General features: G+C 43.8%; 16 protein-coding genes. All 16 read left to right on the forward strand.

From position 1 onward, the window contains the following. Window positions 1–525: a gamma carbonic anhydrase family protein gene (locus ACYTPF_RS15775; protein WP_179983460.1), complete on the forward strand. Its 525-nt coding sequence runs from the start codon at window positions 1–3 to the stop codon at window positions 523–525. A gap of 512 nt (window positions 526–1037) precedes the next feature. After that, window positions 1038–2159 (forward strand): pyridoxal-phosphate-dependent aminotransferase family protein, encoded by a 1122-nt coding sequence (locus ACYTPF_RS15780; protein ID WP_461852880.1) that lies wholly within the window; start codon window positions 1038–1040, stop codon window positions 2157–2159. 330 nt (window positions 2160–2489) lie between these two features. Then, on the forward strand, window positions 2490–3203 hold the full coding sequence (locus tag ACYTPF_RS15785) for an SIMPL domain-containing protein (protein ID WP_179983461.1): 714 nt from the start codon (window positions 2490–2492) through the stop codon (window positions 3201–3203). A 12-nt stretch (window positions 3204–3215) separates the two neighbouring features. After that, window positions 3216–3671, forward strand: coding sequence for a GAF domain-containing protein (locus ACYTPF_RS15790; RefSeq protein WP_461852881.1), 456 nt, complete (start codon window positions 3216–3218; stop codon window positions 3669–3671). Window positions 3672–3673: 2 nt separating this feature from the next. Further along, window positions 3674–3964: a hypothetical protein gene (locus ACYTPF_RS15795; RefSeq protein WP_118494789.1), complete on the forward strand. Its 291-nt coding sequence runs from the start codon at window positions 3674–3676 to the stop codon at window positions 3962–3964. A 16-nt stretch (window positions 3965–3980) separates the two neighbouring features. Then, on the forward strand, window positions 3981–4649 hold the full coding sequence (gene proQ, locus ACYTPF_RS15800) for an RNA chaperone ProQ (RefSeq protein ID WP_118494787.1): 669 nt from the start codon (window positions 3981–3983) through the stop codon (window positions 4647–4649). 3 nt (window positions 4650–4652) lie between these two features. Continuing rightward, window positions 4653–6695 carry a carboxy terminal-processing peptidase gene (gene prc, locus ACYTPF_RS15805; RefSeq protein WP_461852882.1) on the forward strand — a complete coding sequence of 681 codons (2043 nt, stop codon included), beginning with the start codon at window positions 4653–4655 and terminating at the stop codon, window positions 6693–6695. Window positions 6696–6781: 86 nt separating this feature from the next. Beyond that, the gene (locus ACYTPF_RS15810) at window positions 6782–8116 is read left to right on the forward strand and encodes a sodium-dependent transporter (RefSeq protein WP_461852883.1); all 1335 of its coding nucleotides are present in this window, start codon (window positions 6782–6784) and stop codon (window positions 8114–8116) included. A gap of 73 nt (window positions 8117–8189) precedes the next feature. After that, window positions 8190–9665 (forward strand): Na+/H+ antiporter NhaC, encoded by a 1476-nt coding sequence (gene nhaC / locus ACYTPF_RS15815; RefSeq protein ID WP_179983465.1) that lies wholly within the window; start codon window positions 8190–8192, stop codon window positions 9663–9665. 47 nt (window positions 9666–9712) lie between these two features. Beyond that, window positions 9713–12322, forward strand: a complete 2610-nt coding sequence (gene pepN / locus ACYTPF_RS15820; protein ID WP_461852884.1) for an aminopeptidase N — start codon at window positions 9713–9715, stop codon at window positions 12320–12322. Beyond that, window positions 12309–12551, forward strand: coding sequence for a DUF2835 family protein (locus ACYTPF_RS15825; protein WP_269917075.1), 243 nt, complete (start codon window positions 12309–12311; stop codon window positions 12549–12551). Before pepN ends, ACYTPF_RS15825 begins: the two co-directional genes overlap by 14 nt. Window positions 12552–12891: 340 nt before the next feature. After that, window positions 12892–14952, forward strand: coding sequence for a DUF1302 domain-containing protein (locus ACYTPF_RS15830; RefSeq protein ID WP_461852885.1), 2061 nt, complete (start codon window positions 12892–12894; stop codon window positions 14950–14952). Window positions 14953–14963: 11 nt separating this feature from the next. Beyond that, window positions 14964–16331 carry a DUF1329 domain-containing protein gene (locus ACYTPF_RS15835; protein ID WP_179983469.1) on the forward strand — a complete coding sequence of 456 codons (1368 nt, stop codon included), beginning with the start codon at window positions 14964–14966 and terminating at the stop codon, window positions 16329–16331. A gap of 79 nt (window positions 16332–16410) precedes the next feature. Next, complete coding sequence (locus ACYTPF_RS15840) at window positions 16411–17457, forward strand: WD40/YVTN/BNR-like repeat-containing protein (protein WP_461852886.1); 1047 nt, start codon at window positions 16411–16413, stop codon at window positions 17455–17457. A gap of 15 nt (window positions 17458–17472) precedes the next feature. Then, window positions 17473–19791 (forward strand): efflux RND transporter permease subunit, encoded by a 2319-nt coding sequence (locus tag ACYTPF_RS15845; RefSeq protein WP_461852887.1) that lies wholly within the window; start codon window positions 17473–17475, stop codon window positions 19789–19791. 196 nt (window positions 19792–19987) lie between these two features. Then, window positions 19988–24826 (forward strand): NAD-glutamate dehydrogenase, encoded by a 4839-nt coding sequence (locus ACYTPF_RS15850; protein WP_461852888.1) that lies wholly within the window; start codon window positions 19988–19990, stop codon window positions 24824–24826. Window positions 24827–24979 lie beyond the last annotated feature (153 nt).

A 24979-nucleotide genomic window follows, 5' to 3' on the forward strand; every position in this document is an offset into this window, starting at 1 on the left:
ATGCGTTATAAGTTAGGTTCAACAACACCGCAAGTTCACCAGAGCGCTTTTATTGCACCGGGCGCTCACGTCATTGGAAACACTGAACTTCAAGAGGGAGCCAGTGTTTGGTTTAACGCGGTAATCCGCGGCGACATGGACAAAATAACAGTTGGTGAGAATACAAATATCCAAGACGGTAGCGTGTTACATACCGATGCCGGAATTCCTTTGGTCCTTGGCAAAGGAGTGACAGTAGGTCATAAAGTTATGCTCCACGGTTGTGAAATTGGCGATTATTCGTTGATAGGTATTAACGCCGTGGTGCTAAACGGTGCGAAAATTGGAAAGTTTTGTATTATTGGCGCTAATGCACTAATCACTGAAAATATGGAAATCCCAGACTACAGCTTAGTTGTAGGGGCGCCTGGCAAAGTTATCAGGACTTTTGATGAAAACGTAGAGCCAAAGTTAAAGGCCTCAGCAGACCACTATGTCAGCAACGCAAAGACATACATGACATCTTTGCAACAGATTGATGAGTAATCATCCTACTCGCCATTTAATTTTTCTTTCCCCATAAAAAATGCCCAGAACAAACGTTCCGGGCCTAGGGGAATGGCTCATTGCTGAGCCGTGCGCTAACTTTTACAGGGAGAGTTTAAATAAAAAACTTTAAACGGACAATGAGTATAGTTTAAATTAGCTCAAAATATAAACAGCGTTTGTGTGAATTTTATCTTACACCCTGATTACTAACCTAAGTATAGAAATAACCTTAAATATATCAATGAACTAAATGCTGGTCGGATGTGGTAAAAATTTTTACTCAATTTGACGCACTTATTCACTCAGTTATACCTTTCCCACTTTCATAACATTGAACACCCTTCGCATACATAAAATCGAATGTATTGCATGGCGTTCATTCATGTTATTTATGTTCAAAACAGACGGTTGTTCCTTTTGACCAAACTTGTAGTATGACGGCATTGGTCATGCTTAAAAGGCAAGACACTCACTATAATAATTGGCTCTCACAAAAATAAGGATGGATTATGCAATCTTTATCTACTTTTATACCGCCTGAGCGTACCTTGATGGGTCCAGGACCATCCGACGTTAATCCCAGAATACTAAATGCCATGGCCAGACCTACTTTAGGTCATTTGGATCCTTTATTTATTGAGTTAATGGATCAAACGAAACAGCTGTTGCAATATGCTTTTAAAACCGAAAATGCCCTCACTATGCCCATTTCCGCCCCTGGCTCTGCGGGTATGGAAGCGTGTTTTGTTAATCTGGTAGAGCCTGGTGATAAAGTACTTGTATGCATTAACGGCGTTTTTGGTAACCGCATGGTCGAAAATGTTGAGCGATGCGGTGGTGAAGCTATTACCATCAATAATACGTGGGGTGAGCAAACCGACCTTAACGCTGTTGAGGATGCCCTAAAAGCCAACCCCGATATAAAAATTCTTGCCTTTGTTCATGCAGAAACATCAACAGGTGTGCGTAATGAAGCAAAAGCACTCTGCGAACTAGCTAAAAAATATGGTTGTTTAAGTATCGTCGACGCGGTTACTTCGTTAGGCGGCATTGAGTTAGACGTTGATGGGTGGGAAATTGATGCGATTTATTCAGGCTCACAAAAATGCTTAAGTTGCGTGCCAGGTATTTCACCTGTTTCTTTTAGCGATAAAGCAGTTCACGTTATTCAAAACAGAAAAACAAAAGTGCAAAGCTGGTTCTTAGACATGAATTTGATTGTCGGTTACTGGGGCCAAGGCGCAAAACGTGCGTATCATCATACCGCGCCCGTTAACAGCATGTATGCGATGTACGAATCACTTCTAATACTAAAAGAGGAAGGGTTAGAAAATGCGTGGAAGCGACATGCTTCAGGTCACGAAAAACTTGCACAAGGTTTAAATGACCTTGGTTTAGAGTTAACCGTAGACAGTACTTATCGTTTACCTCAGCTAAATGTTGTCAAAATACCAGATGGCGCAGATGATGCAGCCGTGCGAAAGCAATTGCTTCAAGACTTCAATTTAGAAATAGGAGCTGGGCTGGGCGATCATGCAGGCAAAGTATGGCGTATCGGGCTAATGGGTTATGCGTGTAAGCCACGCAACATAGACCACTGTTTAGCAGCGTTGCGAAGCGTATTGAAATAGTAGCGTATTGAAATAAACCAGGGTAACCAACCCCAAGTGTCTACTCTTACCTAATGTCTATAAAACGCCAACATGTTTAGCGAACTAGGTTATTGAACGTGTTGGCTTTCTAAGCTTCATCTTGTGAAGTTAGCCCATTAATACCCTTTGTTTTCTATTGTTAACAAGGGGCTTACCTTATAAATAATGCTGCTCGACGAAGTTGTAACTCTTTAGCTTATAGTTCAGTGCTAATATTTTCTGCATCGATTACATTCATACACTATTCAGCCATATACATTTATTCTCAATAACACAGTGAATAAAGATGTCGTCTGAAAAGGAATCATTATGAAATTATTTACGCATACAAAACTAATTACGTTTAGCAGAGCATTTTGGGCCTCAGCAGTAATCGCATTGTCCGCCCCAACGTTTGCTCAGGCAGCGCAAGATGCAGTAATAAATGTGCAAGGCGTAGGCGCTGTAGAAGTGACACCAAATGCTTACTCAGTGAAGCTGGTTGTTGAAGAAGAGGGAGCGACTGTAGGCAAACTTAATACGCGACTAGATGCAGACTTGCGTTCTATCGTTAAGTTTTTACTTAATCAAGGCATAGATGAGAAGCATATTCAAAGTATGCAAGTGCGCTTGCAACCTCGTTATACCAATACACCACAGGGGCGACAGCAAGAAGGTTTCACTCTGTCTCGTGATATAACTGTCACCTCAACTGATCTTGAAACCTACGATAAAGTGCTAGATGGCGTGCTAAAACGTGGTGTTGACCGTATCCAACAGTTTAATTTTATTACTATTGGTGAAGGCGATGCATACCAAAAAGCACTTATTGCTGCAGTGAAAGACGCAAAGCAACGCGCCCACCTGTTGGCGAAAGAATTAGAGGTGGAAGTAGGTGAAGTAGTTGCAATCTCAGAATCTGGTGGCAATATGCCGATTCCAGTAATGCGCGCTGAAGCTTTTGCCAAAGACATGTCTATGTCTTTACCTGGGCAAGAGCGTGTAGAAGCGCGGGTTAATGTGTCTTTTAATATTGTTCAATAGCAGGAAATTCGTTTGAAAGAACAACAGTACAACCGGTTAGTTGCCCAAGCAAAGAGCTTGGTTTCTGGTGAGCATGATCTTATTGCCAATATGGCCAACATCAGTGCGCTGCTTTTCAATAACCTCGAAGAGGTAAATTGGGCAGGCTTTTACCTTTTTAAAGAAGAGCAATTGGTACTTGGTCCATTCCAAGGTCAGCCCGCTTGCATTCGTATTCCCCTAGGAAAGGGCGTTTGCGGTACAAGTGCAAGTACCAGAACCGTTCAGCGCATAGCAGATGTTCATCAGTTTGCAGGACACATTGCTTGTGATGCCGCGTCTAACTCTGAGATTGTTGTTCCACTTGTACTCAATGATAAGCTTATCGGCGTACTTGATATCGACAGCCCTGTTTTTGAACGCTTTAACGAAGAAGACGAAAAAGGGCTCGTCGAAATTGCTCAAATTCTCATGGATTCGCAGAAATAATTATGAAATCCAGTGTCGATATACACGTTGTTTTATCCACATTTGAAGATATGGAAGACTTTCATGATGACCCAGATGAGGCATCTGAACGTTTAAACTTTATTCTTCACGCGGTTTATGACAATGCAGAAGAAGATATTGAAACACAGCGTTTAGAGCAAATTTTGCACTACGCATGGGAATCTTGGCAACAAGATAAGCATTTATTAGAAATAGATGACGACGAATTGCTTGATTGGGTTGACCACACGCTGGCAACTTGGGATGATGCAAGTAACGATGAAATCTCCTGAATAATTTAGAAAGTTAATGGAATCACCAGAGAAGTTTACTAACAGTAAGGAAGTGATAGCTTTCCTTGCAGAGACCTTTCCGAAATGTTTTAGCATTGAAGGCGAGGCCCGCCCACTTAAGATCGGTATTTTTCAAGATCTTGCCACTCGCTTAGAAGAAGAGGAACGCGTTAGCAAGACGCTTCTTCGCTCTACATTACGTCATTACACCAACAGCTGGCGCTATCTTTATAGCATCAAAGAAGGTGCGAACCGTGTAGATTTAGACGGCGTTGAAGGCGATGCGATTGAAAAAGAACATGCTGATCACGCGCAACAGCAGCTTGAGGAAAGCAAAGCAAAAGCCGCTGAAAAGCGTAAAGCTAAGCTTGCACAACAGCCTAAGCGTAAAGACAAACGTCAATTTAATCGCCCAAAAGGTGAAAAATCTGCAAATTCGGACCATGCTGATAGTAAGCGCGGAACTAAACCGAAAAATAACAGACCAAACAATACACCACCTGCGAAATTGACCGACAGCGATTTACAGCAAGGTACGCAAGTTACCGTTAAATTAGGTAAAGCACCTATGCCGGCAGTAATTACCGAAGTTGCTAAAGATGGCATCCACGTTCAATTAGACTCAGGCATGGTGGTTAAAGTAAACGCAGACGCTTTACGTTTGGCACGCTCCAAGAGGTCGTAAAATATGAGAGACATCCTTCGAATTTCCATCGCCAGTGCTTTTCTTACCGTAGGGGTAGGAGCTGGTGCCGTTACGTCAACACCAGAGGTAGACGAGCTTCCTATTTTACAGCAGGAATCTCAACACAGTGTTGCGGCAAAGCGAGTAAGCGCACTTTTTACAAGGGCGCATTACAAGGAAATATCGTTGGATGACGCGCTCTCTGCTCGAGTTTATCAGCGCTTTATCGATAGTTTAGATCACAACAAGCAAGTATTGTTATTGTCTGATGTGGTAGGTTTTGAAAAATACCGCACCTTGTTCGATGATGCGCTGAGTAAAGGTAATCTTTCAGTTGCCTACGATATGTATAATGTAAGTGCGAAGCGTCGCATTGAACGTTACGAGTTTGCATTATCATTGTTAGAAAAAGGGCCATTCGATTTCGAAAAGGAAGGCGATAAATTCTTTTACGATAGAGAAGATGCAGATTGGCCTGCAAGTAAAGCTGAGCTTGATGAGATCTGGCGTCAACGGGTTAAGTATGATGCGTTGAATTTGATACTTGCAGACAAAACTTGGGATGAAGCGAAAGAGCTGCTTACCAAACGTTACACGCGAGCAATTAAACGTACAAAGCAAGCAAAAAGCGAAGACGTGTTCCAAACTGCAATGAATGCCTTTGCACGCACCATAGAAGCCCACACTAGTTATTTATCTCCGCGAAATGCTGAACGTTTCCAAATGGACATGAACTTGTCGTTTGAAGGTATCGGTGCGGTATTGCAAAGCGAAGATGATTACACAGTTATAAAAAGTGTAGTGCCAGGCGGTCCAGCAGACGAATCGGGCGCAATAAAGCCTGAAGATAAGATTGTTGGCGTAGCGCAAGATGATGAAGAATTTGTAGACGTAATTGGATGGCGACTAGATGAGGTCGTTGAGCTTATCAAAGGCCCGAAAGGAAGCACTGTTCGATTACAAGTTGAAAAAGGCGCCTCTGAGTCTAAAACTACCTCGGTGGTTAGTCTTACTCGCGATAAAATTAAACTTGAAGATCGCGCCGCTAAGTCTGAAGTGTATGTACCTGAAACAGGTCCTCACGCAGGCGAACCCTTAGGTGTAATCACCATTCCTAGCTTTTACAACAATCTAAGTATGGATGTTGCAAAAGAAATAGAAAGCTTGAAAGCACAAAACGTAAAGGGCGTGATTGTTGATTTACGCGGCAACGGAGGTGGCTCACTTACCGAGGCCACATTGTTAACCGGCTTATTCATAGAAAAAGGCCCAGTAGTTCAAATTCGCTATGGTCAAAGCAAAGTGAGCGTAAATCGAGATACTGACGGTGAGGTCGCCTACGATGGTCCACTGACGGTATTAGTTGATCGCTATAGCGCTTCTGCATCAGAAATTTTTGCAGCGGCCATGCAAGACTATAACCGCGCACTCATTGTTGGCGAACAAACTTTTGGTAAAGGTACAGTTCAACAACACCGCGGCTTAGGCAAGATTTATGACCTTTACGATAATCCACTTGGCAGTGTTCAATTCACTATCGCTAAGTTCTATCGTATTGATGGCGGAAGCACTCAGCATAAGGGCGTTATTCCTGACATCCTTTATCCATCTGCTGTAGAGCCATCAGAGTGGGGCGAAGCTCAAGCTGAAAACGCACTTCCATGGGACAGTATAAATCGTGCTAACTATACGACATTTGCTGACGGCACTGCCGCATTGGACGTATTAACAGCCAAACACAACAAACGCATTCTGCAAAACCCAGAGTTTTCTTATATTTATGACGATATTGAAGAATACAAAGAAAACAAAGATAAGAACTTTATCTCACTGGTGAAGTCTGTGCGCGAAGCAGACAAGAAAGAGGCGGAAGAGAAATCTCTCGCACGTGCTAACGAACGTTTACAGCGAATGGGAATGGAAACTGTCACATCATTGGACGACTTACCGGAAGATATGGAAGAATTAGATCCATTCTTGGATGAAGCAGCCAACATCACCTTCGATATGATTGAAACAGGCCGTTACGCTATCACAAGAAACTAAGTGATTAGAGAAAAGGGCTGGTCTAGGGCCAGCCCTTTTTTTGTGTCTATAAATAAACTAATAAAACAATAATAAAGGGAAATAACATGGCTATCAGAGGCGAATTTTCCTCTCGAATAGGGTTCGTGCTAGCAGCGGCAGGCTCAGCAGTTGGACTCGGTAATATTTGGGGTTTCCCCACAAAAGTAGCGAGTAACGGAGGGGCTGCGTTTGTTCTTGTTTACTTACTCCTTGCATTCGTTCTTGCTTACCCAGTTCTCATGGCTGAACTTATTATTGGACGCAGCTCCCGTTCAAATATGGTTGACGCGTTAGGTAAAATATCAGGTAACTTCGCCGGAAGACTCACCGGAATATGGGGCTGTGTTACCGTTTCGCTCATTCTTGCCTTCTACGCAATTGTTGGTGGATGGATGCTAGTTTATTTCGCCGATGCTGCTGTTAGTTTAGTCGGATTAAGCGATGTAAGCGACTGGTTGCTTACTTCATCGGTTACGCGTAACATTGTTTTTTGCTTTTTATTCATGGGGTTAACCGCATTTATCGTTGTTGGTGGTGTAAAGTCAGGTATTGAGAAGTGGTCAGTACGACTTATGCCAACTTTAGTTATATTAATCCTCGCGCTTATTGTTTACGTAAGCCTTCAGCCCGGTGCAGTCGAAGGTTGGTCAGCTTATCTAGTGCCTGACTTCTCCCGTGTTCTCGACCCAGAACTACTAATCAATGCAATGGGGCAAGCGTTTTTCTCAATGTCATTAGGTGTAGGTACTATGCTGGTCTACGGTTCATACCTCAGCAAAAATGAAAACTTACCGTCTATTGGTGCTTCTGTTGCTTTAGTTGACATTGGGGTAGCCGTTATTGCTGGTATGCTTATTATTCCAGCTATGTACGTTGCGCTGAATAACGGCGTCGAAATCTTTACGCCAGAAGGCGCGTTAATTCAAGGCGATACACTAATTTTTAAAGTACTGCCCGCGCTTTTTGACACCATAGGTACTGTAGGGCTTTTTGTTGCTTTTACTTTCTTCGCATTGATGGCTATCGCAGCGGTAACCTCTTCTATATCGATGTTGGAAGTGCCGGTTGCCTTTATGGTGGAAAGCAAAGGTCTACAGCGTAAAAAAGCAGTTGTGCTAATGGCTTCGATTATCTTTTTATTAAGCTGCATCATTATTTTAAATTTCGAAACCTTGTTTGGCCTTGTAATCGCACTAACCACAGAGTACAGCCAGCCACTCCTTGGGCTAGCGTTATGTATTTTTGCCGGTTGGGTATGGCGTAGAGACGCAATACTGGAAGAACTCAAGCAAGGCGACCAGTATGCTGAGCACAGTATATTCTGGAAAATTTGGCCTTGGTACGTGCGCTTTGTATGCCCGGTTATCATCGCGCTAATGTTCTATCGCTCAGTGTTCTAAAGCACTAAAAGTTGCAGCAAGCAGCACGTTTAACGCGTTATAAATACAATAAAAAAGGTTTTTAAAAACGACAATGACGAATAAAGAGATAAAAACGCCGTCACTACTCGATGCAATACTTCCTATTCTTGCGCTAGTGGTCATGATGGGAAGTGCGGTTTACCTGTTTGCGGATAATTCATCATATGGTCCGAACCAAATTGCGTTACTTTTGGCAATGGGCCTAGCTGCTATTATCGGCATGAAAAATGGGTACAGCTGGAAAACGATAGAGAAGGGTATCGTAGATGGAATTTCCATGTCTCTGGGGGCCTGCCTAATATTGTTAGCCGTAGGCTCACTCATTGGTACATGGATGCTTGCCGGCACAGTGCCTACGCTTATTTATTTTGGTTTAGAGCTACTAAACCCATCGTTTTTCTACGCCGCTGCATGTTTAATCTGTGCGGTAGTTGCTATGAGTATTGGTAGTTCTTGGACTACCGCAGCAACGGTAGGTGTGGCATTAATGGGTGTATCAGCGGGAATGGAAATGTCAGCTGCTATTACGGCTGGCGCTGTTGTCTCTGGTGCGTATTTTGGCGACAAAATTTCGCCATTATCTGAGACCACTAACTTAGCTCCCGCTGTTGCAGGCACTGATTTGTTCGAGCATATCCGCTATATGCTGTGGACGACCATTCCAAGCTTTGTCATTGCCCTTGTATTATTCACTGTCCTTGGCTTTAGCGAAGTAGGTGAAGCTAAAGCAGAGCGTATTGAACAAATGCAACTACTGCTTAATGACTCTTTTGACTTGGGCTGGCATTTGCTAATTCCTCTTGCCGTTCTACTTACTTTAGCAATTAAGAAAATGCCGGCTTTCCCAGCGGTTTTTATTGGCGCTTTGTTAGGGGGCGTTTGGGCTGTCGTGTTTCAATGGGATGTAGTTACATCCATGGCAAGTAGCGATGACTCTGCAAACATTGGCGCGTTGAAAGTTGTGTGGACAGCGCTATTTGATGGGGTGAGCTTTTCTACGCCAGATGAAAATTTAAATAGCTTGCTGTCTCGCGGCGGCATGTCATCTATGCTAAATACAATTTGGCTTATCATTTGTGCTATGTCTTTTGGAGCCGTTCTTGAGCGTGTAGGTCTGTTAAAACGTGCCGTGTCTGCCATATTAATTGGCGCTAAGTCAGCCGGTGATATGGTAAGTCGAACCATTCTTACGTGTTTTGGAACTAACCTTGTAACGGCCGATCAATATATTTCTATCGTTATGCCAGGTCGCATGTACAAAGAAGAATTTAAAAAGCGAGGGTTAGACCAGCTTAACCTTTCTCGTAGTCTTGAAGACGGCGGTACACTTACATCTCCGCTAATTCCTTGGAACACCTGTGGTGCCTACATGCACAGTGTTTTATTGGTAAACCCATTTGATTATGTGTTCTATGCATTCTTTAACGTAATCAACCCGATCCTTGCTGTTGTGTATGCGTACTTAGGTATTAAGATTCTACGTATTACACCACCACACGTTGAAGTTAACAGTAAAGAAACGGTTTAACCAAACGTTCCAAATAAACCCACGTAGGCTTTCTTTTAGGAGGATCTATGTCAGTTCAAGCTAAACGCCGGGCGGATTATCAGCCGCCCGCTTTTTCAATAGCGACAGTTGACCTACATATTACGCTACATCCAACGCAAACGCAGGTTATCAGTACATTATCCGTAACTCGTAATGGAAAACATACCGGCCCTTTAATTCTAGATGGCGATAACTTGTCGCTAAACGCTATTGCGATTAACGGTAATGCTTTATCTGATGAAGAATATTCAGTGTCAGATACATCGTTAAGCATTGCTACACATCACGATGAATTTACCTTAGAGATTACTAACACCATTGCGCCTGAACAAAATAAAGCCCTTGAAGGCTTGTACTTATCGGGCGGCGCTTATTGCACGCAATGTGAAGCGGAAGGGTTTCGCCGAATTACCTATTTTATGGACCGCCCTGACGTTTTGTCTGTTTACACGGTTACTGTGGTTGCTGAGAAATCAGTGCCTATGCTACTTGCCAACGGCAACCCGGTAGATAAAGGGGATATCGATGAAAACACCCATTTCGTGAAATGGCACGACCCGCATCCCAAACCTTGTTACCTTTTTGCATTGGTCGCCGGTGATTTCGATTTACTAACCGATAGCTACACAACGACAAGCGGTAAGGAAGTTGCGCTAGAGTTGTATGTCGACAAAGGCAAAAAGTCCCAAGGCGTATTTGCTTTAGAGTCTCTTAAACGAGCGATGAAATGGGACGAAGATGTTTTTGGGCTAGAGTACGATTTAGATATCTACATGATTGTTGCCGTCGACTTCTTTAATATGGGAGCGATGGAAAACAAAGGTTTAAACGTCTTTAATAGTAAGTTTGTTTTAGCCGACCAAAAAAGTGCGACTGACGATGACTTCTTCAATGTAGAGTCTGTTATTGCACACGAATATTTCCACAATTGGACCGGAAATCGGGTTACATGTCGCGATTGGTTCCAACTAAGCCTCAAAGAAGGGCTTACCGTTTTCAGAGACCAACAGTTTAGCGCGGACATGACCTCGGCACTAAGTAACCGTATTAAGCATGTTCGCGTAATGCGAGAGCATCAGTTTGCTGAAGACGCCAGCGCAATGAGTCATCCAATTCGCCCTGAAGAAGTAATTGAAATGAATAACTTCTACACGGTAACAGTTTATGACAAGGGCGCAGAAGTCATTCGCATGTTCCACACCTTACTTGGTCCTGATGGATTCAGACGAGGTATGGATGAGTACTTCAGAAGGCACGATGGTCAAGCGGTCACGTGCGATGACTTTATTTCAGCCATGCAGTCAGCGACTGATTTAGATTTAACGCAATTTACACGCTGGTACAGTCAATCTGGTACGCCTGTCATTTCTGTTAAGCACAGTACAGAAGCTAGCGACAACGAGACTATCAGACATACCTTTACTTTGACGCAACACACGCCCGTTACTTCAGATCAAAGTGAAAAGCTTCCCCTTTATATCCCAGTGAATATTGAGATAATTGATAAAGAGGGCAATACCTATACTGACAACGAATCGCTTATCGATGACGGTATGGTTATTTTAAAAGATGCCTCAATGCGTTTAACCGTAGATGCTAAACATAGTGAATTAACACCGGTAGTGTTAGGTAACTTTTCAGCGCCAGCCAAAGTTGAAAACCCGCTAGATACAGAATCATTACTTACCATTTTTAAACATGCGAAAGATCCATTCAATCGCTGGGACGCAATGCAAGCTTTGTATGACCGCTGTATAAAACAGTTGGAAGAATCTCCGGGCTCTGCCATTAGTAACGATATTTGGAATGGTATTAAGCAGGCTATAGCTCAGGAGCAGAATAACCTAGAACTACTTGGCGAATGTTTAGTTATTCCTTCTTTTGAGACCTTGTGTCAAAGTCGTAGCAATATCACTGTGTCCGCGCTCTCAAAAGCTCGAAAGGCATTTTGTGACCAGTTTTCTCGCGCGCTAGAGCAAGAACTGTTTGCTGTGTTCAACAACATTGAACAAAGCGCATACAGCTACACGCAAGATGCAATCAATCAGCGCCGTTGCAGAAATGTGGTGCTTGCGCATTTAGCACGCTTACCTCAATACGAAGACCTCGTCTTGTCGCAATTTGATAATGCAGATAACATGACCGATACACTTGGAGCATTGAGAAGTGCGCAACACTGCAGTTCTGCCACATTCGATAGCTTGATGGCTCAATTTGAACAAACGTGGAAACACGACCCACTCGTACTAGATAAATGGTTTGCGCTTCATGCAACGCAAAATCGCGAAGATATCTTTGCCACCATCACAATGCTTTGTGAGCACCCGCAATTTGCAATGAGCAATCCAAACCGTGTTCGCTCAGTCATTGGTAGTTTTGCGTTTTATAATAGCGAAAGGTTCCATGCTGCAGATGGGAGCGGTTATAAGTTTGTAACTGACTATTTGCTTAAGCTGGATGCAGTCAACCCGCAAGTTGCGGCTCGTATAGTCACACCGTTAACCCAGTGGCAGGGTTTCGCTAGTGAACACCAAGTTCATATGAAGCAGCAACTTGGCCGCTTACTTAACCATAAGGGCCTAAGTAAAGACTTGTTTGAAAAAGTAAGTAAAAGCCTTGCTTATGAAAAGCATTAACGCATCAGACTCCGTCTTTTATTTTTCAATAAACGCACCTTACAAACAATGTGAGGTGCTTTATGCCCCGTCTATGCCAGATGTGGTCATGTTAAGTGAATCCGGTCTAAGTGTTCAGGTACCTACGAATCGGCTTCGCCAATTTGTCACATCGGACGGTATCAAAGGCCGTTTCAGAATGGTCATTGACGCTAATAAAAAAATTAAATCTTTTGAAAGGCTCGGATAGGGCCTTTTTATTTTCTCACAGCTGTAACTTACGCAATACTACAACTGCCTGCACATCTTAGGTTCAAGGTCTTCACAAATACGCCAAACTCTTGAAAAAGCGACTTAACGATAAATCAAATTATCGCTCGTTAAACTTGTACAATTTTCCTGCAAGTTTATAAATGCCTTTTATACTCACAATAAAGCAATAACTATTTGATACGACTAATGTTGTAAATTTTGTTAACTGGTAGGATTAGTTCTTGCGGTTATGGCAAAATGATGTAATGATTTTGTTAATCGTTATGGTTGGTCATGATGTCACGTATTAAGTCACATCGACTTGGGAGTATAAAAATATGAAAAACGGGCCTAGCGCTTTTAAGATATCACCGGTAGCAGCGGGAGTTCTCTCTCTGTTAGGTGCTGCTGCAGTACCAGTACACGCTGCAAATTGGCAAGTAGGTGATGTAAGTATTTCTTTAGATTCGACATTTACATTAGCTACAAGTATTCGAACAGAGGCAAGAGATTACGACCTTATTGGTAACAGTAACCATCCTCAGTTTGACTGGAGCGGTTATCACGCAGCTTTCAATCCTTTATACCCAAGTGGCGATGTGTGGGGGTTAGCAGATGGTGCGTATTCAACGAATGGTGACCTCGGTAACCTAGCGCACGATCCAGGCGATGCGTTCGCAACGCAGGTTTCAGGCTCACATGAATTAGATATTAACTTCGGCGACTATGGTTTCTTCGCTCGGGGTTTCTGGTTCTATGATTTCGAGCAAATGGATGGTGACCGTCCTTACTCTAACCCAATAACGGGCGACCAATACGATCTTTGTCAAGACCCAGAGGCGGAAGACCTTTTATGTACAGATGTTCGTTTGTATGATGCTTTCTTCTATGGCGACTGGTGGATTGGTGACAAGCCACTAACGCTTCGTGTTGGCCGCCAAGTAATAAGTTGGGGTGAAAGTACGTTCATCCAGCATGGTATCAACACGACCAACCCTGTGGATGTAACGCGTGCTCGTGCACCAGGTGCCGAACTAAAAGAGGTATTCCTACCGGTAGGTATGGTTTACGCGTCTTTAGGCCTAACCGATACGGTGAGCATTTCAGGTTACTATCAATATGAGTGGCAACGCAGCTGGCTTCCTGTGTCAGGCAGCTACTTCGCCGGTAACGACTTTGCAGGTGAGGGCGGTCAACGCCAGAATATCCAGTTAGGCTTTAGTGGTAACCCTGATATTGACTTAGATCACTTATTAACTGCTTTAAATGGTTACGGTGATTTATTACGCTCAGGTGCTGATGCTGCAGATATCTCTCAAGCTTATCTTGCTTACCCGACAAAAGTTGCAATTCGTGGTTTCTCTGATGAGGCGCATAACGATGCAGACGACCAAGGCCAGTATGGCTTGCGCTTAACGTGGTTTGCTGAGAATTTGAATGAAACAGAATTTAGTTTCTATCACATTAACTATCACAGCCAGCGTCCGCTTATTTCTGGTAAAACATCAGACTTTACTGCCGAAGGTATTGGCGCAGACCTAGCGTTCCTGGCTACTAACACGGTTACTCGGGATAACATTACAGAGCTGGGTGCCTTCACGCAGTCTGAATTCTACTATCCAGAAGACATCAAACTTTACGGTATGAGCTTCAACACCAATATTGGTACTACGGCTCTTGCGGGTGAATTTGCTTATCGTGTCGATGAGCCACTTCAAATAGACGATGTAGAGTTGCTTTACATGGGGATGCCTGAACAGTTAGCTAACGCAGGCTTACGTCCAGATCTTGAAGGAATCTCTCAGCTAAATAACATCGGTAGAGCGGTTGGCCCAGGTGAAACCGCAGAAGGTTTCCTTTTCTCTGATACCTGGCAAATGCAATTTACCGCGTCACATGTATTCGGCCCTAAATTTGGATCCGACAACTTCGTACTTCTAGGCGAAGTAGGTTATGTAAACGTTGTTGATATGCCTGACCCAGATGTTATTCGCTTAAATGCACCGGGTACTGCTCGTACACCGTCGCTTGAACCAATTAACGGTAACGCTCGTGAAGGTCTACACCAAGGCCTTTCAGACGGACCTGAGACTAACCCGTTTGCAACTGACGATGCGTGGGGCTATCGCTTATTGGCGGTTGCTGACTACAACTCAATATTCGCTGGTATGAACCTTCGAGTTCGCGGTACTTTCTCTCATGACGTTGAGGGTACTACGCCAGATCCATTATTCCTTTTCACAGAAGATGTTAAGTCTGCTGCACTTTCTTTCACGTTCGATTATTTAAGTAAATGGTCTGCAACGGCGTCTTACAGTGCATTCTGGGGCGGCATTGGTACAACTAATGCGCTATCTGACAGAGACTTCATTTCATTTAACATCAAATACGCAATCTAAGAGTGGTTTTTATGATTAGAAAAGTAGGAATTATTGCAGCCGCCTTGTCACTGGCTTTATCTGGTGCAAGCGTTATGGCTAAAGTGTCTGATGCAGACGCAAACAAGTTGGGTAATGAACTAACGCCGCTCGGCGCTGAAAAAGCGGGTAATGCTGATGGCAGTATTCCTGCCTGGACTGGCGGTATCACGTCTGCGCCTGCAGGGTACAGTGTGGGTGACCACCATCCAGACCCTTACCCAGAAGACAAAGTGTTGTTCGAGATAACAGCACAGAACTATAAAGAGTATGCGGAATTCTTATCTGAAGGCCAGAAGAAGCTTTTTGAGGCTTATCCAGAAACGTTCCGTATGCCGGTATACCCAACACGTCGCTCTGCGTCAAACCCTCAGGCTATTTATGATGCGACTAAGGTAAACGCAACTCGCGCTGAGCTTCTCGACGACGGTAATGGTCTTAAAGGTGCAGTGTTGGGTATCCCATTTCCAATACCACAAAACGGTCTTGAAGCAATTTGGAACCATATTCTTCGTTATCGCGGAGCAGCAGTTCAGCGTAACGGTGGGCAAGCAGCGGTTACTACCGGTGGTGATTACAACGTAATCGGTTTTGATGAGCAGTTGCTAATTAAATATGCTGAAGAAGGTGCTACACCTGAAAAGCTAACAGATGAAAATATTCTGTTTATGTTTAAGCAAAAAGTAACTAAGCCAGCCCGTCTAGCAGGTACGGCGTTACTTGTTCACGAGACCGTAGATCAGGTTAAAGAGCCGCGTAAAGCTTGGACGTATAACACGGGTCAGCGTCGTGTTCGCTTAGCCCCTAACATCGCTTACGATACGCCGGGAACAGCGGCTGACGGCCTGCGCACTACTGATGATTTCGACATGTTTAACGGTTCTCCTAATCGTTACAACTGGAAGCTTGTTGGTAAGCAGGAAATGTTTGTCGCTTACAACAACTATGCACTACATTCAGACAGTGCTTCATACGATGAAATCTTGAAGCCAAATCACGTTAATCCAGACCTTACCCGTTGGGAAAAACACCGTGTTTGGGTAGTTGAAGCTACGTTGAAAGAAGGTTTCCGTCACATTTATCAAAAGCGCGTATTCTTCATTGATGAAGATAGCTGGCAAATTCAAGTAGCTGATATGTATGATAATCGTGGCGAACTCTACCGCGTTGGTGTAGCTTATGGTGTTAACTACTATGAAGTTCCTACGCAATGGTCGACGCTTGATGCGTACTACGACTTAAACTCTCGTCGTTATTTGGCCATTGGCCTAGACAATGAAGAGCAAATGTACGACTTCACCGTACGCCCTCGAGATGTGGAATTCACGCCTCAGGCGTTGCGACGAGAAGGTAAGCGCTAATCACCTTACACAACAAACGGTTGGCAATTGCCAGCCGTTTTTGTATACAGACAATTATAAATAGGGGGAATGGTTAATTATGAAAAAAACCATTGCAGCGTGCATTGCCGCCACATTCGCAGCTAATTATTCTACAGCTGCACTTGCCGAAGAAGCATTCATGGCACCTTTGGTTGAGCAATCAGTTCTTTTGGACATAGACGCTGATTCATTTGTCGTTATTGTCGGTGAACGCGGTCACGTATTAGTGTCGGAAGATGGCAAAACTTTCAATCAAAAAGCGGTGCCAACTCAATCAACGCTTACCGCAACCACGGTTGTGGGCGAAAAAATATGGGCAGTAGGTCACGACGCTGTCATTCTTCATTCTTCAGATAGGGGCGAAACATGGGAGATACAAAATTATCAACCCGAACTTCAACGCCCATTTTTAGATGTATTGTTCTTCAATGACCAACAAGGCATTGCTACAGGCGCTTACGGCCTGTTTTATCGTACGAAAGACGGTGGGAACACGTGGACTGCCGAGCGTCACGCGAGCTTGTTAGACCCTCTTGACCAAGAGTACCTCGAAGAAGTCCGCAAGGAAGATGAAGCATTCTATCAACAAGAACTAGAATCTATTCTGCCTCACTTAAATCGTGTAACCCTTGATGGTGATACGCTTTATCTAGCGGGTGAAGCGGGACTTTTGGCCAAGAGTGTTAATAAAGGTGAGTCTTGGGAACGTTATTACGTCGACTACACAGGCTCTTTCTTCGATATCAAACCGCTGGATGAAAACACGGTACTTGCAGTAGGTCTTCGTGGGAATATTTTCGTAAACAGAAATCAAGGGGAATGGGAATATGTACAAACCTGTTCAACGAGCACCCTTAATTCAATCTTAATTGAATCAGAATCACAGGTTTATGCTTTGGGTAACAACGGCATGATGGTAAGTGCACAACGCCCGCTACCTACCAGTACGCGTGACCCTTATGCCAATCCATCCAATTGCCAAAGTGATGACGGCATTTCCGTGTCTCAAATAAAAGATAAAGCGGCGATTTTAAACGCCACCGAGTTTAACGGTACCAGCATTGCTGTTACTGCAAATGGCATTAAAACGTTGAATTTAAAATAGGGCAGTATAAAAACAATGACCCATTTTCTTGAAAAATTAGTGTTTGGTAACCGCAAAGTTGTGGTGGCACTGTTTGCCATTGCTACGGTTTTTCTAGGTTACCAAGCCTCACAGATGCGCCTAGACGCAGGTTTCGAAAAGAATATTCCGCTTAATCACGAGTACATGAAAACGTATATTGAGCACCGCCAAGATTTTGGTGGGGCCAACAACATCCTAGTTTCTGTATGTGATAAAAACGATAATATTTATAATCAAAATTTTTTCGATACGTTAAAGAACGTTCACGACCAGCTTTTCTTCATCAATGGCGTAAACCGTTCGTTAGTAATTTCACTTTTCTCTCCCTCTACACGCTTCACTGAAATTGTAGAAGGTGGTTTCGCGGGCGGCCCTGTCATACCAGCAGACTTCGACTCGTCAAGGCCAGAGGCCCTGGAGCTTGTGGCTGCGAACGTGGAAAAAGCGAACATCGTTGGTAGACAGGTTTCGAGTGACTACAGCTGCGCAATGGTAACTGCACAGTTGCTGGACATTGACCCTCAAACTGGCGAGCCCCTTGATACCCTTGCGTTAGCTGCAGAGCTTGAAGAACAGCTGCGCGGTCAGTACGAAAACGAAAATACCTCAATCCATATTATTGGATTTGCGAAAATGATTGGCGACGTAGCCGATGGCGCTAAAGATGTACTACTGTTTTTCGCTATTGCTATCGCGATTACAGCCGTTATGGTGTACTTCTTTTCACGAAGCCTGATGCTTACCGTGTTGCCATTGGTATGTTCAATTATCGCCGTTATTTGGCAGCTCGGGCTTTTGACTTCCATTGGTTTTGGCATGGACCCTATGTCAATTTTAGTGCCATTCCTTGTATTCGCTATCGGTGTAAGCCACGGCGTTCAAATGATTAACGCGGTAGAAAAGCAAGCGGTGACGGGCATTGGCGCGAAACAGGCTTCAATGGCGGCATTTAGAAACCTTCTAGTACCCGGCGGAATTGCCTTGTTATCTGATACTGTAGGCTTCATGACGCTACTGGTTATTGATATTGGTATCATTCGCGAGCTAGCCATAACAGCAAGTATGGGTGTTGCGGTAATCATACTTACCAATCTTTTATTACTTCCTGTCCTTATGAGTTTCTTAAAGCTAGACCAGAAGTATGTAGAGAAATTTGCTGGTAAAGAAAACGCAAATTCTAAATTCTGGGAAGTAATTGCTGCGTGTTCACGTAAAAAGCCAGCTGCGTTTATTTTAATTGTCACCGCTATTTTATTCGTGCTCGGTCATTTCCAAGCGCAGAATATGAAAATAGGGGACTTACACGCCGGTGCACCAGCGCTACACGAAACTTCTCGCTACAATGAAGACACTTTTTTGATCACTGACAAGTACGAAGTAACGGTGGATTATATCTCTATACTTGTAGAGACGACCCCGGAAGCTTGTACCTCGCACAGTGTGATGAAAGCCATGGATGACTTCCAGTGGAAAATGGAAAACGTTCAGGGCGTGCAGTCTGCGGTGTCACTTGCGTCAGTCGCCAAAATTGTTAATGCCGGTTACAACGAAGGGAACGTAAAATGGCAGGTTCTTCCGCGTAATCAACAAACGCTGGTTCAGGCAATCTCTCGCGTGCCTACCTCATCTGGACTACTTAACGGCGATTGTTCAGTTATGCCTATCATCCTGTTTATGGAAGATCACAAGGCAGAAACCATCTCTCGCGTTGTTGATGCAGTTAAGTCGTATCGCGATGCGTATCAAACTGACGATATGAAGTTTAGTCTTGCTTCTGGCCCTGTCGGCGTAATGGCTGCAACTAATGAAGCAGTGAGCGCGGCGCAAGATCCAATGATGCTTTATGTATTTGGAGCTGTTATCGCGCTCTGCTTAATTAGCTTCCGCTCAATACGTGCCACGTTAGTTGTAGTAATACCGCTATATGTAGTGTCTGTGTTGGCTCAAGCACTAATGACATACCTTCAAATTGGCCTCACCGTTTCTACATTACCAGTTATCGCACTTGGCGTGGGAATCGGAGTGGACTATGGTATTTATATTCTTTCTACCAAAAGCTTAATGCTGAAGAAAGGTGCTACCGTCCAAGAAGCTTATTTTGCTGCTTTGAAAGAGCGCGGAAGTGCAGTGTTGTTTACCGGCATAACGCTAGCTATAGGCGTAAGTACCTGGGTATTCTCTTCACTTAAGTTCCAAATGGATATGGGTATTTTGCTAACATTTATGTTCGTTGTGAACATGCTTGGAGCAATAATTGTACTGCCCGCCTTGGCTAGGTTCCTGTGGTGGAATAAGAACGACCCTGATGCATAAATTATTTTTGCATAGCTACGCATAAAAAAGGGCCTTTAGGCCCTTTTTTTTGGGTGTTTTCTGCATAGTTATCTATGCTGTTAATATAAGGTTAAAAATGGGCTTTCATTAGCGTCATTTATTAGAGAAAATAGTTAGGTACTCGGCACTTATACCAAGTTCAATTGGTATTACGACATTCAAAAAAGGTTAACAAATGACAGTCACCTCACAGCGACACTCAGTACTGCTAGACAATGTATTTGCACTTATTGATAAAAAAGTAGATACCAAGCAGAAGTCTCTTGTGCAGCAATTCGGACGTCTGTTGTATAAAAACATATCAAGCGACGATTTAGAAAATCGCAACGACAGCGACCTGTATGGTGCAACACTTAGTTTATGGAATGGTTTAGCAAAATTTGAATACGCTTCGCCTTACGTTCGTGTTTTCAACCCAGAAATAGCTAAACACGGTTGGCACTCAAGTCACACAATAGTAGAGATTATTGTGTCAGACATGCCGTTCTTAGTTGACTCTGTGCGTATGCTACTGAACCGGTTGAACATTACTGCGCATTTATTTCTTCATAGCCCTATTGGCGTTAAACGCGACAAATCGAACAAAGTCGAAACCTTTGCAGAACCAGGTCAAACCATAGAAGGTGCTAAAAAAGAGACTGTCATTTTCATTGAAATCGATAGACAGACGTCGAAAAAAGATATTGATGCTTTAACTAAAGAGCTTTACTCGGTAGTTGATGAAGTCTCTTTAGCTGTTGAAGACTGGCAGGGCATGACCAGCACTTTACAGGACGTTATTAAGAATAACGCGAAATACAATTGGCCTGTTTCCGCAGATGCAAAAAAACAGACTAAGGCATACCTTGAGTGGTTGGGTGACCATAATTTTACCATGATGGGATATCGCTATTATGAAGTTAAAGCAATTGAAGGCGATCATAGATGGATACCGAAAAACGACACCAGCTTAGGTCTTCTTAAAAACTCGATAAATGACCGCGAACGTCTGTTATCAAGACTGCCTGCATCAGCAAGAGCTGAAGCATTAAGCAAAAACCCGTTGATACTGACCAAAACAAATTCTCGTGCCCGCGTGCATCGGCCAGCCTATATGGACTATGTGGGCGTGAAGGTATTTAACAAAGACGGGCAGGTCGTAGGTGAGCATCGCTTTCTAGGACTTTATTCAGCATCGTTTTATAACAACAGCGTAACCCAGCTACCCATTTTACGAGAGAAGATTAAGCGAATTTGTGAATTATCCGGCTTTGAGCCAGGCACACACGCATACAAAGCTTTTGCGAACATTATAGAAACCTATCCACGTGATGAGTTACTGCAAACACCAGCAGAAGAACTCGCACAAATTGTGATGGGCATTTTTCAGATGCAAGAGCGCGGTATATCTCGTTTGTTTATTCGAAAAGATACATTTGGCCGCTTCTTCTCTTGCATGGTATTCGTACCAAGAGAGCGCTATAACACTCAGTTGCGTAAAGAGACTCAAGAGCTACTTAAAGCGTCATTAGGCGCTACTGAAGAAGTCGAATTTACCACCTTCTTTTCAGAGTCTGTATATGCCCGTACGCATTACATTGCTAGAGTCAACGACAACAACGCGGAATTCGATGTGAAGGAAATAGAGCAAAACATTATTGAGTTGACCAAAACCTGGAACGACAGACTAGCGTCAGCAATTTCAGCGGCTCACGGCGAAGCATCTGGCAAGGCGCTTGAGCGCAAATACAACAATGCGTTTTCTCGTAGCTATATGGAGCATAACCTTCCATCGGCAGCGCTGGTAGATATCGGCAAGCTAGAGATGCTTGACGACAATCACACCTTGGATATGTTGTTCTACCGCCCACAAGAAGAAGACGCTGAAAGCCAAGTGGTTAAGCTTAAGCTTTTCCACCGTGCAGAACCCATTCACTTGTCTGACGTACTCCCCATGCTGGAGAACTTTGGGTTACGCGTAATCGACGAAAGTCCATATAAAATCACGTGTTCCGAAGGTGAGCGAAATTGGGTAATGGACTTCACCATGCTGCACAAAAGCGGCCAGCACTTTGATATGGAAATGGCGCAAACCCTTTTCCAGGACGCTTTTGCGAAGGTGTGGTATAAAACGCTTGAAGATGACGCGTTTAATCGCCTGATTTTGGGCGCCAATATGACGGGTCGAAAGGTGACGGTTCTGCGTGCCTACGCTAAATATATGCGTCAAACTGGCAGCTCATTTAGCCGTGACTATATTGCAAATACCCTTTCTAACTATCCAGATATTGCCCGTTTATTGGTAGACTTCTTTGACCAACGCTTTGACCCCAAGAAAAAGCGTAATCAGAAAAAAGAAGACGCAATTCTAGAGACCATCAAGGAACAGCTAGACAATGTAAGTAACCTAGATGACGACCGTATTATCCGTCGTTATTTGGATATGATGTCGGCAACTCTACGAACCAACTTCTATCAGCCAGACGATGCAGGCATCGAAAAGTCTTACGTGTCATTTAAGATGATGCCAGAGCTTATTCCAGAAATGCCGCTTCCGTTGCCTAAGTTTGAAATCTTTGTATACAGCCCACGTGTTGAAGGGGTACACCTTCGCGGCGGCAAAGTTGCCCGCGGCGGTCTTCGTTGGTCTGATAGACAAGAAGATTTCAGAACCGAAGTACTAGGTCTTGTAAAAGCACAGCAGGTTAAAAATACGGTTATTGTTCCTGTGGGGGCGAAAGGCGGGTTTGTTTGTAAAAATTTGCCAGTAGGCGAAGGCCGTGCAGCTATTCAGGCTGAAGGCCAAGCCTGCTACCGGACTTTCATCACGAGCTTATTAGATATTACTGATAACATCGTTAATGGCGAAATAGTACCGCCAAAAGACGTCGTTCGCCTTGATGATGACGACCCGTATCTAGTTGTAGCCGCAGATAAAGGAACTGCAACTTTCTCTGATATCGCAAACGGTATTGCGGAAGAGTTTGGTTTCTGGCTAGGTGATGCATTTGCCTCCGGCGGAAGCATTGGTTACGACCATAAGAAAATGGGCATCACTGCACGGGGCGGCTGGGAGTCTGTGAAGCGTCATTTCAGAGAAATTGGCATTGACTGTCAGACTACCGATTTCACCGCTGTAGGCGTGGGCGATATGGCTGGTGATGTATTTGGTAACGGTATGTTGCTGTCAAAGCACACGCGCTTAATCGCGGCGTTTAACCACTTACATATTTTCTTTGACCCAAGCCCTGATGCGGCAGCAAGTTACAAAGAGCGCCAACGTTTATTTGAAAACCCAAGCCTTAGCTGGGAAGACTACGATAGCAAACTTATCTCGAAAGGCGGTGGTGTATTCAGCCGTGCCTCTAAGTCAATCAAGCTGACACCTGAGATGAAAAAGTGGTTAGGAACGCGTCAATTAACAATGACGCCTAACGAGCTTATTCACAACATTCTTAAAATGCCGGTTGATTTACTATGGAATGGCGGCATAGGTACTTACATCAAGAGTAAGAAAGAATCTCACTCTGAAGTGGGCGATCGTGCGAATGATGATTTACGGGTTAATGGCCGCGACGTTCAGGCTAAAATCGTGGGCGAAGGTGGTAACTTAGGTTTAACCCAATTAGGCCGTATCGAGTACGCCTCTAATGGCGGTCGCGTTAACACTGACTTTATCGATAACGTTGGTGGTGTGGATTGCTCGGATAACGAAGTTAACATTAAGATTTTGCTTAACAGCCTTGTCAACGATGGTGAGCTAACGCTTAAGCAGCGTAATAAGCTTCTTTACGATATGACTGACGACGTTAGTACGATTGTATTGAAAGACTGTTACCGTCAAACTCAATCTATCTCTATTACCGAGTTAGCTGGCGTGAAGCAACTTAAAGAACAGCTTCGCTTTATTCACGGTCTTGAGCGCGAGGGGCAATTAAATCGTGAGTTAGAGTTTATACCGAGCGATGACGAGATTTCCGACCGCGTAGCAACCGACCAAGGCCTAACTCGCCCTGAACTTAGCGTGTTAATTGCCTACGGTAAAATGGTGCTTAAAGATGCGCTTAATATCCCAGAAATTACTGACAATCCTTACCATGGTAAGCTATTAGTTGAAGCTTTCCCTAAAGTACTACGCGAAAAGTTTGCATCACACATGCAGCAGCACCCGCTTAGAAGCGAAATTATCGCCACTAAATTAACCAATAATATGGTTAACGATATGGGCCTTAACTTCGTGTTTAGAATGCAGGAAGAAACTGGTGCAAGCGTAGACGAAATTGCAGATGCTTACGCGATTGTGCACGGCATTTTCAATATGGATACGCTATGGGAGCGTATTGAAGAATTAGACAACGTTATCCCAGCAAAGCTTCAACTAAAAATGCTTGATGAAGCGCGCAGAATTATGCGTCGTGCCGCCCGCTGGTATATACGTCACGGCAACAAAGCGCAGTCAATTGAAGAGGCGATTGCGAGCTATCGCGGTACATTCGATATACTGTCGAAAAACTTACAGCATTATCTTGTTGAAAGTGAATACGCGCAGCTAGAAGCCGCAACGCAGAAATATATCGATAAGGGTGTACCTCAAGATATTGCGTATCAAGTAGCGAGTTTCTCAAACATGTTCTCAAGCTTTGATTTGGCACAAATTGTAGAAGCCGATAAGCATGATACTGATGTTGTCGCCAAGCTTTACTACCAATTGGGGTCACGTCTAGAACTTCACTGGTTCTTAGATCAAATCAACAATCAGGCGGTAAGCAACCACTGGCAGGCATTGGCTCGTGCTTCATATCGTGAAGAACTTGATTGGCAGCAGCGCTCAATCGCAGCAAACCTGCTAGCCTCTCGCGAAGATGTGAGCAACGCTGACCAAATTCTAGATGAGTGGATTGAAAGTAATCAGGCGCTTCTTAAACGTTGGTATCACATGATGTCAGAGTTTAAGACCAGCACAACGCACGAATTTGCGAAATTTTCTGTCGCTTTACGCGAATTGATGCTTTTAAGCGTGAAGTCTAACCATTAGAATACACGCACCTTAATGATTTAAGCCCTGTTTATCAGGGCTTTTTATTGGCCGATTGGTTATTATTGTCTAGCTTTACAGCGTTTTTTGTCAGCAGATGATCTGTAAACGCAAGGCATAGCAACGACCAACAGACCCTTAATAAGCGAGCGT

The organism is Alteromonas sp. HB246098, from assembly GCF_054890645.1.

What these genes read in the sequence shown, in the direction of transcription:
- ACYTPF_RS15775 (WP_179983460.1), top strand. Translation starts at nt 1, where the DNA reads ATGCGTTATAAGTTAGGTTCAACAACACCGCAAGTTCACCAGAGCGCT.
- pepN (WP_461852884.1), top strand. Translation starts at nt 9,713, where the DNA reads ATGTCAGTTCAAGCTAAACGCCGGGCGGATTATCAGCCGCCCGCTTTT.
- ACYTPF_RS15845 (WP_461852887.1), top strand. Translation starts at nt 17,473, where the DNA reads ATGACCCATTTTCTTGAAAAATTAGTGTTTGGTAACCGCAAAGTTGTG.
- ACYTPF_RS15840 (WP_461852886.1), top strand. Translation starts at nt 16,411, where the DNA reads ATGAAAAAAACCATTGCAGCGTGCATTGCCGCCACATTCGCAGCTAAT.
- ACYTPF_RS15830 (WP_461852885.1), top strand. Translation starts at nt 12,892, where the DNA reads ATGAAAAACGGGCCTAGCGCTTTTAAGATATCACCGGTAGCAGCGGGA.
- ACYTPF_RS15825 (WP_269917075.1), top strand. Translation starts at nt 12,309, where the DNA reads ATGAAAAGCATTAACGCATCAGACTCCGTCTTTTATTTTTCAATAAAC.
- ACYTPF_RS15780 (WP_461852880.1), top strand. Translation starts at nt 1,038, where the DNA reads ATGCAATCTTTATCTACTTTTATACCGCCTGAGCGTACCTTGATGGGT.
- ACYTPF_RS15795 (WP_118494789.1), top strand. Translation starts at nt 3,674, where the DNA reads ATGAAATCCAGTGTCGATATACACGTTGTTTTATCCACATTTGAAGAT.
- proQ (WP_118494787.1), top strand. Translation starts at nt 3,981, where the DNA reads ATGGAATCACCAGAGAAGTTTACTAACAGTAAGGAAGTGATAGCTTTC.
- ACYTPF_RS15835 (WP_179983469.1), top strand. Translation starts at nt 14,964, where the DNA reads ATGATTAGAAAAGTAGGAATTATTGCAGCCGCCTTGTCACTGGCTTTA.
- ACYTPF_RS15810 (WP_461852883.1), top strand. Translation starts at nt 6,782, where the DNA reads ATGGCTATCAGAGGCGAATTTTCCTCTCGAATAGGGTTCGTGCTAGCA.
- prc (WP_461852882.1), top strand. Translation starts at nt 4,653, where the DNA reads ATGAGAGACATCCTTCGAATTTCCATCGCCAGTGCTTTTCTTACCGTA.
- nhaC (WP_179983465.1), top strand. Translation starts at nt 8,190, where the DNA reads ATGACGAATAAAGAGATAAAAACGCCGTCACTACTCGATGCAATACTT.
- ACYTPF_RS15785 (WP_179983461.1), top strand. Translation starts at nt 2,490, where the DNA reads ATGAAATTATTTACGCATACAAAACTAATTACGTTTAGCAGAGCATTT.
- ACYTPF_RS15850 (WP_461852888.1), top strand. Translation starts at nt 19,988, where the DNA reads ATGACAGTCACCTCACAGCGACACTCAGTACTGCTAGACAATGTATTT.